A 19045-nucleotide genomic window follows, 5' to 3' on the forward strand; every position below is an offset into this window, starting at 1 on the left:
GGTGCTCTTTTTCTTTTCTCTCTCCGATTTGTTCACAGGCTGAATCCTCTCCTCATATGCTGAAAGGGAGATTCGGAAAATATTACAGACTTTTTTAAATAAAGAAGGTGAACGGTCAGTATGTTGAGCGGTTTAACGGTTGCGGTGATCGGGGGAGATGCTAGGCAGCTTGAAATCATTCGCAAGCTGTCACAGCAGCATGCCAAAGTGTTTTTGGTCGGTTTTGATCAGCTGGATCATGGATTTATTGGTGCTGAAAAGCTGAAAATGTCAGAGCTTCCATTTGAGCAGGTAGACAGTATGATCCTTCCGGTATCAGGTGCTACAGACGAAGGGGTCGTTGCCACCGTTTTTTCAAATGAGAAGGTCGTGCTAGAAGCTAAATATTTAGAAAGAACCCCTGCACATTGTACCTTGTACTCAGGTATTTCTAATATGTACTTAGACAATATGGCAAAGCAGGTGAACCGGAAGCTTGTGAAGCTGTTTGAGCGAGATGATATTGCCATATATAACTCTATTCCAACAGTTGAAGGGATTATCATGATGGCTATTCAGCAAACGGACTATACGATTCATGGGTCACATGTCGCTGTTCTCGGACTTGGTCGAACAGGGCTCACCATTGCCCGCACATTTCGGGCGCTAGGTGCGGAAGTGAAAGTTGGTGCTGCGGATACAGCCCATTTAGCGCGAGCCTTTGAGATGGGACTTGATCCATTTTCAATGGACCGTTTAAAAGATGAAGTAACGGATGTCGACATCATCATCAATACGATTCCAAGCTTAGTATTAGATTCATCTGTCATCGTCAGCATGACACCAAAGACACTCATTTTGGATATCGCCTCCCGCCCAGGTGGAACAGACTTTGACTTTGCACAAAAGCATGGAGTGAAGGCGCTTCTTGCACCAGGACTTCCAGGAATTGTGGCACCAAAGACAGCCGGGCAGATCATTGCAAAAGTGCTATCTGGTCTCTTATGTGAACTTGCGGAGGAAAAAAGGGGGATGGAATCATGACTACACTAAAAGGGAAAAGAATCGGCTTTGGTTTAACAGGTTCTCACTGCACGTACGAAGCCGTTTTTCCGCAAATCGAATCACTCGTGAAAGAAGGGGCAGAAGTGCGTCCTGTCGTGTCATATACGGTGCAAAATACGAATACGAGATTCGGAGAAGGAGCGGACTGGATTGAGCGGATTGAGAAGCTGACAGGATTTCAAGCGATTGACTCAATCGTCAAAGCAGAGCCGCTTGGACCAAAACTTCCACTTGATTGTATGGTCATTGCGCCTTTAACAGGCAATTCAATGGCGAAATTTGCAAATGCACTAACAGACAGTCCAGTCTTAATGGCTGCTAAGGCGACCATTCGTAATCATCGCCCTGTCGTTTTAGGCATTTCCACCAATGATGCATTAGGTTTAAATGGTACAAATCTCATGAGACTCATGTCGACAAAGAACATTTTCTTTATTCCATTCGGCCAAGATGATCCATTCAAAAAACCGACTTCCATGGTAGCGCATATGGATCTACTGACGAAAACAGTAGAAGAGGCGCTCCAGCATAGACAAATTCAGCCCATTTTAATTGGATCAAACGAATAATAGATTCACTAGAAAATCATGAAAGATTCAAAAAAGGTACTTCAAGCCTTGCTTTTCTATGGTAAAATAAAATGTAAAAAGTCATAGGATGGCCATCCGAAAGAAAAGAATCATGGATGGGTCGGAAGGAGTTTTACTGATGGGAAGAGGATTGCATGTAGCTGTAGTTGGAGCGACTGGAGCTGTCGGTCAACAAATGTTAAAAACACTAGCTGACAGAGATTTTGAAATGGATACACTTACTCTACTATCCTCAAAACGTTCTGCTGGAACAAAAGTGACATTCAGAGGTCAAGAGTATACCGTTCAAGAAGCAACACCTGAAAGCTTTGAAGGGGTCAATATTGCACTATTCAGTGCGGGAGGAAATGTTTCCAAAGCGCTAGCTCCTGAAGCAGTCAAACGAGGTGCAATTGTTGTCGATAATACAAGTGCTTTTCGTATGGACGAAAATACCCCTCTTGTCGTACCAGAGGTAAACGAAAAAGATTTACATGATCATCAAGGGATCATTGCAAACCCTAACTGTTCAACGATTCAAATGGTGGCGGCGCTAGAACCGCTTCGTCAAGCGTATGGCATGAAAAAAGTCATTGTGTCTACTTACCAAGCAGTATCAGGTGCAGGACATGAAGCCATTGACGAACTGTACAGCCAGTCGCAAGCCATTCTAAATAAAGAAGATGTGAAACCAGAAGTCATGCCTTATCAAATTGCCTTTAATGCGATTCCGCAAATTGATAAATTCCAAGACAATGGCTATACATTTGAAGAAATGAAAATGATCAATGAAACGAAAAAAATCATGCACTTGCCAGAGCTGCAAGTAGCGGCAACATGTGTGAGACTGCCAATTGAAACGGGTCATTCAGAATCGGTTTACGTTGAACTTGAATCAAATGACGCAACGGTTGATGACGTCAAGTCCATCCTAAAAGATGCACCAGGCATCACATTACAAGATGATCCGTCTCAGCAAATTTATCCAATGCCTGCAGATGCTGTTGGTAAAAACGACGTATTTGTCGGCCGCATTCGGAAGGATTTGGATCGTCCAAATGGCTTCCATATGTGGATTGTATCTGATAACCTGCTAAAAGGCGCTGCATGGAACTCCGTTCAAATTGCAGAAAGCTTACGAGCATTAAAATTAGTTTAACATTCAATGGATGATGAGGACGAATAGAAGAGAGTTAGGCATCTTTCGCCTACTCTCTTCTGTTACGTCAGAATGAACTTGGAGTGAAAACAGTGAAAATAATTGTCCAAAAATTTGGCGGTACATCTGTCAAAGATGATCAAGGGAGAAAAAGGGCACTTGCACATATCCTATCTGCAAAAGAGAAAGGCTATAAATCGGTCGTTGTCGTGTCTGCGATGGGACGAAAAGGCGATCCTTATGCGACAGATACGCTGCTTGGTCTGCTTTATGGCAGTGCGCAGCATATGACAAACCGAGAAAAAGATTTACTCGTGTCTTGCGGAGAAAATATTTCAGCTGTTGTTTTTTCAAGTATGCTGAATGAAAACGGGCTAAAGGCTGTTGCGATGACTGGATCACAGGCAGGCTTTGTGACGGATAAAGAACATACAAATGCGAAAATTATTGACATGAAGTGTGAACGTCTTGAGGCGGCACTTTCAGAGCATGATGTGGTTGTCGTAGCTGGATTCCAAGGCGCTGCAAAAAATGGAGACGTGACAACAATCGGACGAGGCGGCAGTGATACGTCAGCTGCTGCGTTAGGCGCTGCATTGCAGGCAGATTTCATCGATATTTTTACAGATGTAGAAGGGGTCATGACAGCAGATCCCCGTATCGTAGAAAATGCAAAACCACTGAGAGTCGTGACATACACAGAAATTTGTAACCTCGCATACCAAGGGGCAAAAGTCATTCACCCGAGAGCTGTTGAAATTGCCATGCAAGCAAAAGTACCAATGAGGGTCCGTTCAACATACTCTGATGATGAGGGCACACTCGTGACATCACACTACTCAGATAAAATGAGTCATGATGTGTACGACCGCCTGATTACGGGTATTGCACATGTCAATGATGTCACACAAATCAAAGTCCCAGCTAAAGAGGGACAGTACAGCGTACAAACAGAAGTCTTTAAAGCAATGGCAAATGCCCAAATCAGTGTCGATTTCTTCAACATTACACCGAGCGAAATCGTCTATACGGTGACAGGTGCAATGACTGAAAAAGCAACGGCGATCCTAAAAGATCTGGGCTATACGCCGATTGTCACGACAAACTGTGCAAAGGTATCAGCTGTTGGAGCAGGCATTATGGGTGTACCAGGTGTCACATCTAAAATTGTATCTGCACTATCTGAGCAAAATATTCCGATCTTACAGTCCGCTGACAGTCATACGACGATTTGGGTGTTAGTGAACGAAGAAAACATGAGAGCGGCTGTCAATGCCCTTCATGAAGTGTTTGAACTTTCAAGATAAATGTGATTGAATCATGATGAGGTGAAAAAAATGAATTTCGGAAATATCGCAACAGCTATGATTACACCTTTTGATAAAAAGGGCAACATTGATTTCCAAAAGCTATCAATTCTCATTGATTACTTGTTAAAAAACGGCAGTGACTCTTTAGTCGTTGCAGGGACAACAGGCGAATCGCCAACTTTATCGACTGAAGAAAAAGTCGCTCTTTTTCAGCAATCGGTGAAATTAGCAAATGGTCGTTGTAAAATCATTGCAGGAACAGGCAGTAATAACACAAATGCGTCTATTAAACTAACGAAAAAAGCAGAAGAAGCGGGCGTTGATGCAGTGATGCTTGTCGTACCTTACTACAACAAGCCATCACAGGAAGGCATGTATGCACACTTTAAAGCAATTGCCGAGTCTACATCTCTTCCTGTCATGCTTTACAATGTACCAGGAAGAACGGTTGCTTCATTAGCACCAGAAACAACGATTAAGCTTGCGCAAATACCGAACATTGTCGCAATCAAAGAAGCAAGCGGTGATCTAGATGCCATGACAAAAATCATTGCAGAGACACCAGAAGATTTTGACGTTTACTCTGGTGACGATAGCCTAACGCTTCCTGCGGTTGCGGTTGGTGCAAAAGGAGTCGTCTCAGTTGCTTCTCATATCGTAGGCCTAGATATGCAGCAAATGCTAAAAAGCTACGCTTCAGGACAAACAGCGAATGCGGCATTGATTCATCAAAAGCTGGTGCCGATCATGAACCAGCTATTCTCAGCGCCAAATCCAACGCCTGTCAAAACAGCTCTTCAGCTGAAAGGATTAGATGTCGGATCCGTTCGACTCCCGCTTTTACCTTTATCAGAAGAAGAAAGACTGAATTTAAGCAGCGTATTAAACAGCTGATCAAAACAAAAAAATTCGTAAGCGGTCATTCTCAGATGTCCCTGAGTATGACCGTTTTTTATACATAAACACTTTCTTAAAATGTGACTTCATCTTGTTTTCTAAAATTAGATTCAGTTATAATAGCATTAAGCGATGATGGACGGGCTTGAGACTAGGAGGATAAGAATTTTGAAAAAGAAAAATACAGAGAACGTAAGAATTATTGCACTGGGAGGCGTTGGAGAAATCGGGAAAAACTTATATGTCATTGAGATTGATTCCGACATATATGTTGTAGATGCAGGACTCATGCATCCAGAAAACGAAATGCTAGGCATTGACGTGGTCATTCCTGATATCTCTTATTTAACAGAACGAGCTGATCGGGTGAAAGCAATTTTTCTTACCCACGGACATGATGAAGCAATCGGAGGCGTATTCCATTGCTTAAGCAAATTGTCTGTACCAGTTTACGGCACGAAGCTGACCCTTGCGTTACTTCGAGAAAAGTTAAAGCAATACGGCTTCAATCAAAAAGCTGATTTGCGAGAGGTTCATGCAAAGTCAGTCATTACATTTGAAACAACAAAGGTGTCATTCTTTAGAACGAATCACAGTATTCCTGATTCAGTCGGAATCAGCTTCAAAACATCTCTTGGTTCAATCGTATGCACAGGTGATTTTAAATTTGATCAAACCCCAGCGCTTAACCAAGCCTGTGACATCGGAGAGATTGCGAAAATTGGAAACAATGGCGTTTTAGCACTTCTTTCAGACAGTGCAAATGCTGAAAAACCAGGCTATACACCTTCTGAGGCGCTCGTCCAAGACGAAATCTCAAATGCGATGTACAATGCTGAAAACCGTGTGATTGTGGCTGTATCTTCATCAAATATTAATCGTGTACAGCAAATCATTAATGCCACAAACCAAAATGGCCGTAAGCTTGCAGTAGCAGGGAAAAATATGATGACAACTCTTCAGCTTGCGATCAAACTTGGTTATGTGACAGCGGACGAAGAATTATTTGTTCCAGTCCAAGAAGTGAAAAAAATGGCGAAAAACAGTGTGGTCATTCTCACAGCAGGAAGCCACGGCGAGCCTCTCGCTGCTTTAACAAAAATGGCGAAACAAAATCACAAACAGCTTCATATTGAAAAAGATGACACGGTTGTGATTGCGTCTACACCTCTTCCAGGACAAGAACTTACCTATTCAAAAACGGTGGATTTCCTTACAAGAAGCGGAGCACAAGTGATTTTTGCTCAAAAACGTGTGCATGTATCTGGACATGGCTGTCAAGAAGAGTTAAAGCTTATGCTGAACTTACTGAAGCCAAAGTATTTAATTCCAGTAAACGGCGAATATCGCATGCAAAAAGCACATTCTCGTATTGCTGAAGAAGTGGGCATGAAACGAAGCGACATTTTCTTAATTGATAAAGGGGATGTTGTGGAATTTAGAGGTCAAAACGTCAAAATCGGTGAAAAAGTACATCAAGGGAACATTTTGATCGACGGTCTTGGTGTTGGTGATATTGGGAATATTGTCTTACGTGATAGACGCCTATTGTCTCAAGATGGCATCTTGATTGTAGTCATTACGCTCGATAAACAAAAGAAACAATTAATTTCTGGACCTGAGATCATCACAAGAGGATTTGTTTATGTAAGAGAATCCGAAGAGCTGATTGTGAAAGCAACAGAAATGGTCAAAGGGATTGTGAAAGAGCAAACGGAAAACTCAATTGTTGAATGGTCAACACTGAAACAATCCATGCGCGATGTACTAAATCAATTCCTATATGAAAAAACAAAACGTAAGCCAATGATCATTCCAATTATTATGGAAGTGTGATGAGAAAAGCCCAAAGAGCACAAGCTCTTTGGGCTTTAGATTGTTGACAAAGTGCTAAAATGAACTTTATTTTAGCACTTTGTCTTCTTTTTAGCGTGATAGAAAACCTTTGCAGTCTAGGAAGGACGAGCACCGGAGCGGAGCGAATTTGACATTCGTGAGTACCGAAGCGCAGGACTGACAACGAATGCGAGGGTTTGTCTACACGCTAAGCCCAAGGAGCACAAGCTCTTTGGGCTTTTTTGATGTGACATGATGAATGCGGATGGAATGTGACGATCTTGTTCATAATAGGAGGAGAGTTTTTAGGAAAGGATGGAGACAAATGGACGAACAGAATGAACAGCAGCCTGAGCGAAAACCAGAAGAAAAAGATAGCATTATGAGCAAAATACAACAGCTTGGTGAAACAGCCGTCCCGCAGTTGTCACAAGATACAAACATACATTGCCTGACTATTATTGGACAAATTGAAGGGCACATGCAGCTGCCGCCACAAAATAAAACAACCAAATACGAACATGTCATTCCACAAATCGTAGCAGTTGAACAAAACCCAAAAATTGAAGGACTTCTAATCATTTTAAATACAGTCGGCGGCGATGTAGAAGCAGGACTAGCCATTGCGGAAATGCTCGCTTCTTTATCCAAACCGACTGTATCCATTGTGCTTGGCGGCGGCCACTCTATTGGGGTCCCAATCGCCGTATCGTGTGATTATTCATACATTGCCGAAACAGCAACGATGACCATTCACCCTGTACGCTTAACCGGTCTAGTCATTGGTGTTCCGCAAACCTTTGAATACTTAGATAAAATGCAGGAAAGAGTCATTAATTTTGTCACGAGTCACTCAAACATTACAGAAGAGAAATTTAAAGAGCTTATGTTCTCTAAAGGCAATTTAACAAGAGACATCGGGACAAATGTCGTTGGTCATGAGGCGGCTGAATACGGACTGATGCATGAAGTCGGCGGCGTTGGACAAGCGATTAAAAAGCTGAACGAGCTTATTGGCGAACGGGCTGCACAAAACGAGGGGCTGATCCAATGATTTTATATACAACTATGCCTTATGAAGCCATTTACGCTGAGGAACAAGGAGAACGCAAACTCCAGCAGGTAAACATTCAGGGCGTGCCAGTGATGGTTGAAATGAAAGAAGATGAAGCGGAAATCGTTCAAGTAATGAGTACAAATCCAATGGACTTTTTGAATCAGGAGCTTGCACCAGGTAAGCGATTGAAGTTACATTTAGGCACCAATCAAACCGACTCATATGAATGATTCTATGCTATAATAAAGGGAAAACTTACAACAAGATGCAGCCAAAACCAGGCTGCTTTCTTTCTGATCTTTTCGTAGGTTATATTTTCTTTTGTAGTAAGGTGATGAGTATGGCGAAAAAGAGAAAACGTAAAACAAGAAAAAAACAAAATAAACAGCTAAAACTGAAATATGAACTAAATGGGTTAGTCTGTATTGCCATAGCGATCATTGCCATTTTACAGCTAGGTGTAGTTGGACAAACCTTTGTACATCTATTCCGATTCTTTGCAGGTGAATGGTTTATTCTCTGCCTTATCGGATTATTTCTTTTTGGTGTGACGATCTTTTGGAAAAAACAAATTCCTGATTTACTGACCAGAAGAAAAGCAGGTTTATACTGCATCATTGCGAGTATCTTGCTTTTGTCCCATGTGAAGCTTTTTCAGCATCTTTCAGCTGCAGGCGTGATAGGTTCTCAAAGTGTAATCAGAAATACGTTTGAGTTATTCTTAATGGATATGAAAGGTGAGACAGGCTCGCCCGATTTAGGAGGCGGTATGATCGGTGCTGTATTATTTGCGGCCTCCTATTTCTTGTTTGCACAAGCAGGGTCGCAAATCATGGCCATTGTGCTAATGCTGATCGGCATTGTGCTGATCACAAACCGGTCACTGCAAGAAATGGTCAAAAAAGTGACGCTGCCTGTATCACAATTTTTGGTGAAGCAGTGGAAAGCATTTATTGAAGATATGAAAGGCATAAGGCAGGCGAAAAAGAATGCACCTGCGCAAAAAACAAGTGAAAAGAAAAAACGTTCACGCTTGCAAGAAGAGGCCGAAGAAGATCATGATCATATCTTGATCGAGGAAGAAGAACAGGCTTCTGACAATCGTCAGCCCATTATCTCTAGTTTTGCTGATCGAGATGACATGCTCACACCGCAAGTTCAAAAAGATCAGCCGGTTAATGAGCCAGATCCTCTTCAAGAAACGGTACAAGGCACTCCGTCTCATGATACAGGAGATGAACCGAAAGAAGCTCCGCCTATGACGTTTACGGAGCTTGAAAACAAGGATTATGAGCTGCCATCGCTTGATATTTTAGCTGAGCCGCAGCATTCAGGTCAGCAAACAGATAAGAAGAATATTTATGAAAATGCAAGAAAACTTGAAAAGACCTTCCAAAGCTTCGGTGTAAAAGCAAAAGTGACACAAGTTCATTTAGGGCCGGCCGTCACAAAATATGAAGTATACCCTGATGTCGGCGTGAAGGTAAGTAAGATCGTCAACTTGAGTGATGATTTAGCCCTTGCATTAGCAGCAAAAGACATTCGAATTGAAGCGCCGATTCCTGGTAAATCCGCCATCGGAATTGAAGTTCCCAACGCAGAAATTGCAATGGTTTCTTTAAAAGAGGTTTTAGAATCGAAACAAAATGACCGCCCAAATGCCAAGCTGCTCATCGGACTGGGCCGAAATATTTCTGGTGAAGCTGTGCTGGCTGAAATGAACAAAATGCCGCATTTACTTGTGGCTGGCTCGACAGGAAGCGGAAAGAGCGTATGTATCAATGGCATTATCACAAGCATTCTCATGAGAGCAAAACCTCATGAAGTGAAGATGATGATGATTGACCCGAAAATGGTTGAATTAAATGTTTATAATGGCATCCCGCATCTGTTGGCTCCAGTTGTGACTGATCCTAAGAAAGCCTCACAGGCACTTAAAAAAGTGGTTAGTGAAATGGAGCGCCGTTATGAATTGTTTTCTCATACGGGTACAAGAAATATTGAAGGGTACAATGATTACATTAAACGAATGAATCAATCAGAAGAAGCGAAGCAGCCAGAACTACCTTATATTGTCGTCATTGTAGACGAGCTTGCTGATTTAATGATGGTTGCTTCCTCTGATGTAGAAGATTCCATTACAAGGCTTTCTCAAATGGCACGTGCTGCGGGGATTCATTTAATTATTGCTACACAAAGGCCTTCTGTTGATGTCATTACAGGTGTCATTAAAGCAAATATCCCTTCCCGCATTGCATTTAGCGTATCGTCACAAACCGATTCAAGGACCATTCTTGATATGGGAGGCGCAGAAAAATTGCTGGGAAGAGGGGATATGTTGTTCTTACCTGTCGGTGCGAACAAACCAGTTCGTGTACAAGGCGCCTTTTTATCAGATGAAGAAGTGGAACATGTCGTTGATCATGTCATCACGCAGCAAAAAGCACAATATCAAGAAGAAATGATCCCGAGTGAAGAAACGCAAGATCAGCTTGGGGCTGTGGACGACGACTTATATGATGAAGCAGTTGAACTGATCATTGGCATGCAGACGGCCTCTGTTTCTATGCTGCAAAGGAGGTTCCGCATCGGTTATACCCGTGCCGCACGTCTTATTGACGCAATGGAAGAACGCGGGGTTGTCGGACCATATGAAGGCAGTAAACCGAGAGAAGTCCTCCTCTCAAAAGAACAACATGACGAGCTCTCTTCATAATTCGAAGAGAGCTTTCCTAACATGAAGTTAACGATATATTGATTATGTTAACTGGATGTCAGACTATTTATTTATTTGCAAAAACGTGATATAGTTATGTTCATCTTATCTCGGAATAGAGATTTCTCATCTTATCATTTGCATTGATTAGACGGAGGGAAAACATGTCGACCAAAACAGACAATCGCCATTTATATTTGAAAGTGATTGACCGTATTAAAGAAGATATTCAAACAGGTGTATATGCCGAAAAAGAAAAGCTCCCTTCTGAGTTTGAGCTCTCAAAGCTTTTAGGCGTGAGCAGAGCGACCCTTCGTGAAGCCCTTCGTATATTAGAAGAAGAGAAGTATTTAATTAGAAGGCATGGTGTGGGAACTTTCGTCAACTCAAGACCGCTTTTTTCTACTGGCATTGAACAGCTGACAAGTGTCACAAAAATGATTGAACAGGTCAATATGACGCCAGGTACCATCTTTTTGTCCTCACAAGAAGGAGAGCCTACAGAGAATGATGTCATTCGTTTTCAGTGTGATGAATCCGAGAAGGTTTTTTCAATGGAACGCGTTCGAACAGCAGATGGACAGCCAGTCGTCTATTGTTTAGATAAAATTCCGGTCAAACATCTTCCCGCTTCTTTTACTCATGAGGAAGAATCGCTTTTTGAGCTGTTTGGCAGAGAACCGCACAGCGGAATTAAATATGCAGTGGCAGACATCGAACCGATTGGTTATCACGATCAGGTTTCACCGATACTAGAATGTGACCCAGAAACAGCCTTACTATTACTGAAACAAATGCACTATGATCAAGATGATCAGCCGGTCTTATACTCGCTCAATTATTTTCGAGCGGATAAATTCAGCTTCCATGTCATACGTAAACGATTTTAACAAAGCAGTCGCTTCCATAGGCGGTTGCTTTTTGTTTGCCCATACATAAAACCCGTGAAACATGCCACACTAATACGTAACAGTATATAGAATTGGGTGAATGATGTTGGGCGAGAAAACTGTCAGTAAAAAGAATATTATTGCATTATCATCAGTGCCTCTAATCATGACACTTGGGAACTCGATGCTAATACCCGTATTACCAGAGATAGAAAAGAAACTCTCAATCACTTCCTTTCAAGTGTCACTCATTATTACGGTATACTCCGTTGTGGCGATTTTGTGTATTCCGATTGCCGGTTATTTATCTGACCGAATTGGGCGGAAAAAGGTACTTTTGCCGTGTCTTTTAATCGCAGGACTTGGAGGAGCTGTGGCAGCTGTTGCCTCAACCATCATGAAAGAACCCTATATGTGGATTCTATTTGGCAGGGTCCTTCAAGGAGTTGGCTCAGCCGGGGCAGCACCTGTCGTCATGCCGTTTATTGGCGATTTGTTTCACGATGATGAAGAGGTAAGTGCGGGACTTGGAGCCATTGAAACTTCTAATACAGCTGGAAAGGTACTAAGTCCTATTATTGGGGCACTTCTCGCTTCTTGGTTTTGGTTTGTACCGTTTTGGTTCATTCCATTCTTTTCAATCATCAGCTTTGTGATGGTACTGTTTATGGTTGAATCCGCAAAGAAAGAGGAAGATCCGCCTACATTTAAAGAGTTTTTAAAATCAACAAAGACGATTTTTAAGCATGAAGGACGCTGGCTTTATGCCATTTTTGCTATTGGCGGTTTTATTATGTTTCTTCTTTTTGGCGTGCTCTTTTATTTGTCAGATAACCTAGAGGCGGCGTATCAAATAACGGGTGTCAAAAAAGGCTTGCTGCTAAGCATCCCGCTCCTTTTTTTATCAATCAGCTCGTACATTGCGGGGAAAACAATTGGAAAAGAAAAGGGGAAAATGAGGATATTTCTCATCGTTGGTATGGCTCTTTTATCACTTTCGTATATATTTTTATGGTGGAATCACAGTTTTTACGTGTTGTTTGTCTGCTTAAGTATTGGCGGCGTAGGGATCGGCATTGTGCTTCCAGCACTTGATGCGTTGATAACAGAAGGTATTGAAAAAGAGCAGTGCGGAACCATTACGTCATTTTATAGTAGCATGCGGTTTATCGGTGTTGCTTTAGGACCTCCAATTTACGCATTTCTTATGGATAAAGGAGACTCCATCGTTTTTATTCTATCGACCATATGTAGTCTCATTTCATTATTTTTGGTCCTCTTTTTCATCCAGCCAGATGAAAAGGATGAAAGTGAACAATTGAAAACGGTTTAAACATAGAAAAAAGACGGTATTTTGCCATCTTTTTTCTTTTTTATAAATTGACATGTAAAATTTTGATAGTTAAACTAATGTATAGTAATATCTTTTAAATTATCCCAAATAGGAGGTGTTCAAAAACATTCATTTTCTGTCTTTGTTTAAGGCAGAAATTGAGCTCGTGGCTGATGATGGATATGCGTTTCTTCAACACGAAAGGACAATTGAATAGGTCATCCTGCCATTAGCACGTTGATGGAGACGAAGTCAGCACTTCAGACACGCTCAAAAACAGCAAATTGATTGATGAACTAGAAGGAGCTTGAAGCAGCTATGTTGCAAATAATTAAAGCAAGATGGATTGTATTAATGGTGTGGATGATAACAGCTGTGATTCTGTTTATTACTGCGCCCAATTTAGAGGAATTAACAAGAGAAAAAGGGCAGTTAAAGGTTCCAGAGGGGACACCAACAGCTGAGGCACTTCACTTATTGGATAAGCTTTCAGATCATAATGGGAAAAAAGATACTGGTGTGATTGTATTCTCCGAACAACATTTGTTCCCTGCCAAAGAGCAGGAATTAAAAAAGGCTTTAGCTGCACTCATGACACATGCCCCAGAACTCCACATTGACGGAATTACTTCGTATTTTCATGTAGAACGTGACATTCAAAAACAACTTTTATCAAAGGATAAAAGTACACTTCTTGTTCCATTCAAATTCGACCACTACGAAACAAAAGCTGTGAAGGTTAAAGAACGAATTGAGGAAGTTTTAAAGCCCTACAACGTCTCATATGAAATGACAGGTCAAAAATTTGTGGACTCAGATGTCATTAAAAGCTCTCAACAAGGTCTGAAGAAAACTGAACTTATTACGATGATTTTTATTTTCTTTATTTTAATAATTGTATTCAGATCGATACTGGCACCTGTTGTTCCGCTTATTACGATTGGCATTTCTTATGCTGTCAGCCGGTGTATTGTGGCTTTTCTCGTAGAATATACACCATTTCCTCTGTCTAATTTCACTCAGATTTTTATGGTAGCTATTATGTTCGGTATAGGAACGGATTATTGTATATTACTGTTAAGCCGTTTTAAAGAGGAGATTGGTCAGGGGCGTGATGTCAAAGAATCGATTATCATCACGTATCAATGTGCAGGGAAAACAGTCTTTTTCAGCGGCTTAGCTGTGTTAGTCGGCTTCTCAAGTATTGGTTTCGCAAAATTCCAATTGTACCAATCAGCCGTCAGCGTTGCCGTAGGCGTTGGCATTCTGCTCATTGCACTTGTCACAATCGTTCCCTTTTTTATGTCGGTTTTCGGAAAATCCCTTTTTTGGCCGTCTAAAAGAGAAAACATTCGTCATCCACAAAGTAAGATTTGGGAATGGGCTGGGCGCTTTTCATTTAAAAGACCGCTCATCAGCTTAGGGGTAGTTGCACTCATCACTGTTCCTCCAATTCTGATGTATGACGGCACTCTTTCTTATAATAGTTTAAATGAGATTGGGACAAAGTATGAGTCAGTGTCTGCATTTAATACGATATCTGAGCAATTTGGCTTTGGTGAAGCGCTGCCGCTGAATGTGCTTGTCGAAAGTGACAATGAGCTCGATAATCAAGAAAAGATCGTCATGATTGAAAAACTGACCCGTAAGTTAAGTGACATTGAGGAAGTAAAAGCGGTTCGCAGTGTCACTCGCCCAGTTGGAGATGGGTTGAGTCAGCTCTATGTTACCTCTCAAGCGAAAGAGCTAGGAGGAGAGCTTGGGAAAGGTCATGAGGGCATCGGGAAAATTACAGATGGCTTGACCGAAACAAACTTAGCACTTCTCAAACAAAAACCAAAAATTGAAGAATCCGCTAAAGGGATTGATCAATTGATTGATGGGACAAAAGCCATCAAAGGCGGGATCGGAGAAGTGAGGAAATCACTCATTTCTTTAGAGGATGGTGTGAGGCGCAGTAAAGAGGGCGTAGGAACCATTCGCACTGAAATCAAACAAGCGAAAAAAGAATTAGAGCAAGAATACCGCAGAAGTGAAACCATGATTCAAGACCTTGAACGAGTCGTAAGCACACTCGAAGGTCACGCAACATCAAATGAGCAACTGATGACAACGATTAAGAAAGTGAAACAATCCTATGAAAACGTATCATTTGAAGGGCTTGAAAACCGGCTTCCAGAAATCAAAGATATGAATGAATATAAAGAAATCAAAAAAGTATTCAAAGACACAAAAGGAATGCTCGATCAAGCTGGAGAGCAAATGAGCGTCTATGAAGAGGAAGCATCTGCCTTTAAACAAAAGATCAAGAAAGCAGATCAAGTCATTCAAACGTTCTCAAACAAGCAAAAAGAAATCAAACAACAAGTAAAGGCGCTGATGACAGGTCTAGATCAAATTTATGATGGTCTTGATGAAACGAATAAAGGACAAAAACAGCTCATCAAAGAAATGCCTAAAATTGAAGATGGTGCAGATCAACTGACTGATGGCCAAAAAGCCGTGAAAAAAGGGTTTAACCAGCTATCATCTAAACTCTCACTATTAACAGATGGATTAGATGAAAGTATTTCCGGACTTGAGCAAGTAAAAAGCGGCTTTACCGAGGCGGACAGCTACTTAAAACAGCTTCAGGAAGCACCAGATGAAGAAGTAACGGGCTGGTTTATACCAGAAGAAGTACTGAAACGCCATGAATTTAAGAAAATATTTAATACGTATATGTCCCCAGATCGTAAATTAACAACCTTTGAAGTGATTTTAAATGTAAATCCATACAGCAATGAAGCAATGAAAGGTGTAGCAAAAATTGAAGAAACCCTTGATCAATATTTACCTGTAAGTGGTTTGAAAAACGCCAACTACGGTGTATCTGGTATCTCCAGTTTAAATGTTGACTTAAAAGAAACGTCAGACGGTGACTTTATTAGAACGGTTATTTTCATGTTAATTGGTATCTTTATTATTTTAGTTATATTATTAAGGTCAATCGTCATGCCGATATACTTAACACTGTCACTCATATTAACGTATTTTACATCCATTGGCTTAACAGAATGGATTTTCAAAACATTCTTTGGCTACGATGGTGTCAGCTGGGCTGTTCCATTTTTCAGCTTTGTGATCCTTGTGACCCTCGGCATTGATTATTCGATCTTCCTCATGGATCGTTTTAATGAATGGAAGGGAGAGCATGTTCAAGCATCCATGATATCAGCGATGAGAAATATGGGGTCGGTCATTATTTCAGCAGTTGCTATTTTAGCGGGTACTTTTGCTGCGATGCTGCCCTCGGGTGTATTATCATTAGTTGAAATTGCAACGGTCGTACTCATTGGACTTTTATTATATGCTTTTGTTGTTCTACCACTCTTTATCCCGGTCATGGTTCGCATCTTTGGAAAATGGAATTGGTGGCCGTTTAGAATGAAATAACAACCTGCGTCTCTGCTTTTAGCAGAGGCGTTTTTATTTCCTATCCTTTCCTCTGATTGATATAATGACTATTAAATGGCTGTTTCACGTATATATCAGCTATGTTCTAATACATAATAAATAGGATGAACAAAGGAGGTTTCTCATGACGTACTTACAAGAGAAGACATTTGATACACCTGGTCTTCATACTCATATTGTCAAAACAGAAAAATTTAAAACCGTGACGATCCTTTTTAAAATGCTTGCGCCTTTATCCAAAGATGACGTCACCATGCGTTCTCTTTTCCCGCATGTGCTTTTAAGAGGAACAGAAAAAATGCCGAAAACGGGAGAGCTTCGTGCTTATTTCGACGAGCTCTATGGGGCGACCGTTTCCGCAGACATGGCGAAAAAAGGTGAAAATCACATCATTACCTTTCGTCTAGAAATGGCGAATGAAAAATATTTAAAGGATCAAACCCCTTTACTAGAAAAAGGGATTGCCTTACTTTCTGAACTATTATTCCACCCGTACGTGGAAAACGGGGTATTTCATGAATTGTACGTTGAGCAAGAAAAACGAACATTGAAACAGCGCATTCAAGCCGTTTATGATGACAAAATGCGCTATTCAAACTTAAGACTTGTGCAGGAAATGTGTAAAGGTGAGCCATATGCACTGCACGTCAATGGTGAAATGGAAGACGTCGAAGCGATTACGTCAGAAGCGCTCTTTAAAGCATACGAGCATGCACTTCAGTCAAACCAGCTGGATCTCTATGTTGTGGGAGACGTTGATGAACAAGACATCAATCGAATGGTCTCGCAATACTTTAAAACAAGTGAAAGAGAGCCGGTCAAACAAAATACCGAATCATCAAGATTACAAATAGAGCCAAAAGAAGTCATTGATGAAGAGGACGTAAAACAAGGAAAGCTAAACATTGGTTTTCGCACACATACAACGATAGCGGATAAAGATTATCCGGCGCTGCATTTGTTTAATGGCATATTCGGCGGCTTCTCGCATTCAAAGCTATTTATCAATGTGCGCGAAAAGGCAAGTCTTGCGTACTATGCTGTTTCTAGACTTGAGAGCTTTAAAGGTTTGATGATGGTCATGTCAGGAATTGAAGTCGGCAACTATCAGCAGGCAGTAGACATCATCAAAGAACAATTTGATGCCATGCAAAAAGGCGATTTTTCTGATGAAGCAATTGAACAGACAAAGGCTGTCGTCAAAAACCAGTTGCTCGAAACAATTGATACGTCTTATGGAACAGCGGAATACTTATATCAGCATGCCGTCGTGCCAACAGGGGAGAGCCTCGATTCCTTTTTAGATGCGTTAGACAGAGTGACAAAAGAGGACATCATCAAAGTGGGTCAAAAAATCGAATGGGATACGACCTATTTTCTTAAAGGAACGGAGGGTGCTTCATGACAGTGAAAACAATTCAATTCGATCAGCTGCAAGAGACGGTGTATCACGAAAAAATGGACAGCGGACTAGACGTCTATGTGCTGCCAAAGCAAGGGTTTAACAAAACATATGCAACCTTCACAACAAAATATGGCTCTGTCGACAATGAATTTGTTCCGCTTGGCAAAGAAGACATGATCCGAGTGCCTGATGGAATTGCCCATTTCTTAGAGCATAAGCTGTTTGAAAAAGAAGATGGTGATGTGTTTCATACATTTAGTAAACAGGGAGCAGCCGCAAACGCATTTACGACGTTTACGAGAACGGCATACTTATTTTCAAGCACGGCCAATGTCGAACAGAATCTTGAAACACTCATTGATTTTGTGCAAGAGCCTTATTTTACTGAAAAAACGGTCGAAAAAGAAAAAGGCATCATTGGTCAAGAAATCAACATGTATGATGACAATCCAGATTGGCGTTTATTCTTTGGTCTGATCGAAAACCTCTATCAAGAGCACCCAGTGAGAATTGATATTGCTGGAACCGTTGAAAGCATTGCGCCCATTACGAAAGACCATTTATATGAATGCTACGAAACGTTCTATCACCCAAGCAATATGCTTCTTTTTGTAGTGGGTCCTGTTGATCCGGCGCAAATTTTAGACCAAGTAAGAGCGAATCAGGCAAAAAAACCATTTACCGATCAGCCGGATATTCAGCGGAAAGAGATCAATGAACCTGATCGTGTATACCGAAAAGAATACGAACTGAAAATGAATGTACAAGGTTCTAAATGTATGTTTGGTTTGAAAACGAAAAACCCGCATAAAAAAGGAAAACAGCTCCTCAAACATGAGCTTGGCATGAATCTTATTTTAGAGACATTGTTTGGTAAAAGTTCTCTGCAATATGAGCGTATGTATGAAAAAGGCTTAATTGATGAGACCTTCAGCTACGATTATACGGAAGAAGGCGGTTTTGGCTTCACTTCAGTTGGCGGAGACACAAATGACCCTGATCAACTCGCAGATGAATTAAAAGAAACGCTTCTTCAAGCAAAAAGCCTGATCACAGAAGAAAAGATTGAACTTGCTCGCAAGAAAAAAATTGGCAGCTTTTTAAAAGCGATGAACTCCCCAGAGTACATCGCCAATCAATTCACTCGATACGCATTCTTAGAAATGAGCTTATTTGATGTCGTGCCAGTACTGGAGCAAATCCAATTAACAGATATTCAGGCAATCTTAGACGAAGAAATTGATGAAGAAAGAATGTCAGTTTTCAAAGTCGTGCCGAAAGCAAAATAAATGAAAAAAAGACAAACTCAACGTATAAGAGTTTGTCTTTTTTGTGTCCAGATAAAGAAAGCGCTTTATATGCGAAGATATTGA

General features: G+C 41.1%; 14 protein-coding genes. All 14 read left to right on the plus strand.

Annotated features, from left to right (window positions below; all coding sequences use genetic code 11):
- Nucleotides 1-120: 120 nt before the first annotated feature.
- Nucleotides 121-1023, plus strand: coding sequence for a dipicolinic acid synthetase subunit A (dpaA, locus tag ACTJKA_RS06135; protein ID WP_017359065.1), 903 nt, complete (start codon nt 121-123; stop codon nt 1021-1023).
- Nucleotides 1020-1613: a dipicolinate synthase subunit B gene (gene dpaB, locus ACTJKA_RS06140; protein WP_017359064.1), complete on the plus strand. Its 594-nt coding sequence runs from the start codon at nt 1020-1022 to the stop codon at nt 1611-1613. The genes dpaA and dpaB overlap by 4 nt, the downstream gene beginning before the upstream one ends.
- A 139-nt stretch (nt 1614-1752) precedes the next feature.
- Entirely contained in the window at nt 1753-2772 is a 1020-nt protein-coding gene (gene asd / locus ACTJKA_RS06145) for an aspartate-semialdehyde dehydrogenase (protein ID WP_322536394.1), read from the plus strand.
- 92 nt (nt 2773-2864) lie between these two features.
- Nucleotides 2865-4079: an aspartate kinase gene (gene dapG / locus ACTJKA_RS06150; protein ID WP_025207348.1), complete on the plus strand. Its 1215-nt coding sequence runs from the start codon at nt 2865-2867 to the stop codon at nt 4077-4079.
- 30 nt (nt 4080-4109) lie between these two features.
- The gene (dapA, locus tag ACTJKA_RS06155) at nt 4110-4976 is read left to right on the plus strand and encodes a 4-hydroxy-tetrahydrodipicolinate synthase (RefSeq protein ID WP_008344717.1); all 867 of its coding nucleotides are present in this window, start codon (nt 4110-4112) and stop codon (nt 4974-4976) included.
- A 171-nt stretch (nt 4977-5147) separates the two neighbouring features.
- Entirely contained in the window at nt 5148-6815 is a 1668-nt protein-coding gene (gene rnjB / locus ACTJKA_RS06160) for a ribonuclease J2 (protein ID WP_008344715.1), read from the plus strand.
- A gap of 325 nt (nt 6816-7140) precedes the next feature.
- Nucleotides 7141-7869 carry a ClpP family protease gene (locus ACTJKA_RS06165; protein ID WP_008344713.1) on the plus strand — a complete coding sequence of 243 codons (729 nt, stop codon included), beginning with the start codon at nt 7141-7143 and terminating at the stop codon, nt 7867-7869.
- Nucleotides 7866-8102, plus strand: coding sequence for a YlzJ-like family protein (locus tag ACTJKA_RS06170; protein WP_048002209.1), 237 nt, complete (start codon nt 7866-7868; stop codon nt 8100-8102). The genes ACTJKA_RS06165 and ACTJKA_RS06170 overlap by 4 nt, the downstream gene beginning before the upstream one ends.
- Before the next feature lie 110 nt (nt 8103-8212).
- Complete coding sequence (locus ACTJKA_RS06175) at nt 8213-10588, plus strand: FtsK/SpoIIIE family DNA translocase (protein WP_241511905.1); 2376 nt, start codon at nt 8213-8215, stop codon at nt 10586-10588.
- A 164-nt stretch (nt 10589-10752) separates the two neighbouring features.
- Nucleotides 10753-11478 (plus strand): GntR family transcriptional regulator, encoded by a 726-nt coding sequence (locus tag ACTJKA_RS06180; protein ID WP_008344706.1) that lies wholly within the window; start codon nt 10753-10755, stop codon nt 11476-11478.
- Nucleotides 11479-11581: 103 nt separating this feature from the next.
- Nucleotides 11582-12811 carry an MFS transporter gene (locus ACTJKA_RS06185; RefSeq protein WP_172793306.1) on the plus strand — a complete coding sequence of 410 codons (1230 nt, stop codon included), beginning with the start codon at nt 11582-11584 and terminating at the stop codon, nt 12809-12811.
- Nucleotides 12812-13129: 318 nt separating this feature from the next.
- Complete coding sequence (locus tag ACTJKA_RS06190; protein WP_125588853.1) at nt 13130-16246, plus strand: MMPL family transporter; 3117 nt, start codon at nt 13130-13132, stop codon at nt 16244-16246.
- Between the two features lie 145 nt (nt 16247-16391).
- The gene (gene yfmF, locus ACTJKA_RS06195) at nt 16392-17672 is read left to right on the plus strand and encodes an EF-P 5-aminopentanol modification-associated protein YfmF (protein ID WP_048002210.1); all 1281 of its coding nucleotides are present in this window, start codon (nt 16392-16394) and stop codon (nt 17670-17672) included.
- Nucleotides 17669-18961, plus strand: a complete 1293-nt coding sequence (gene yfmH, locus ACTJKA_RS06200) for an EF-P 5-aminopentanol modification-associated protein YfmH (RefSeq protein ID WP_007499495.1) — start codon at nt 17669-17671, stop codon at nt 18959-18961. Before yfmF ends, yfmH begins: the two co-directional genes overlap by 4 nt.
- The last annotated feature ends 84 nt before the right edge of the window (nt 18962-19045 follow it).

It is taken from the genome of Bacillus sp. 22190 (assembly GCF_052045575.1).
Classification (GTDB): Bacteria; Bacillota; Bacilli; order Bacillales; family Bacillaceae; genus Bacillus; species Bacillus altitudinis.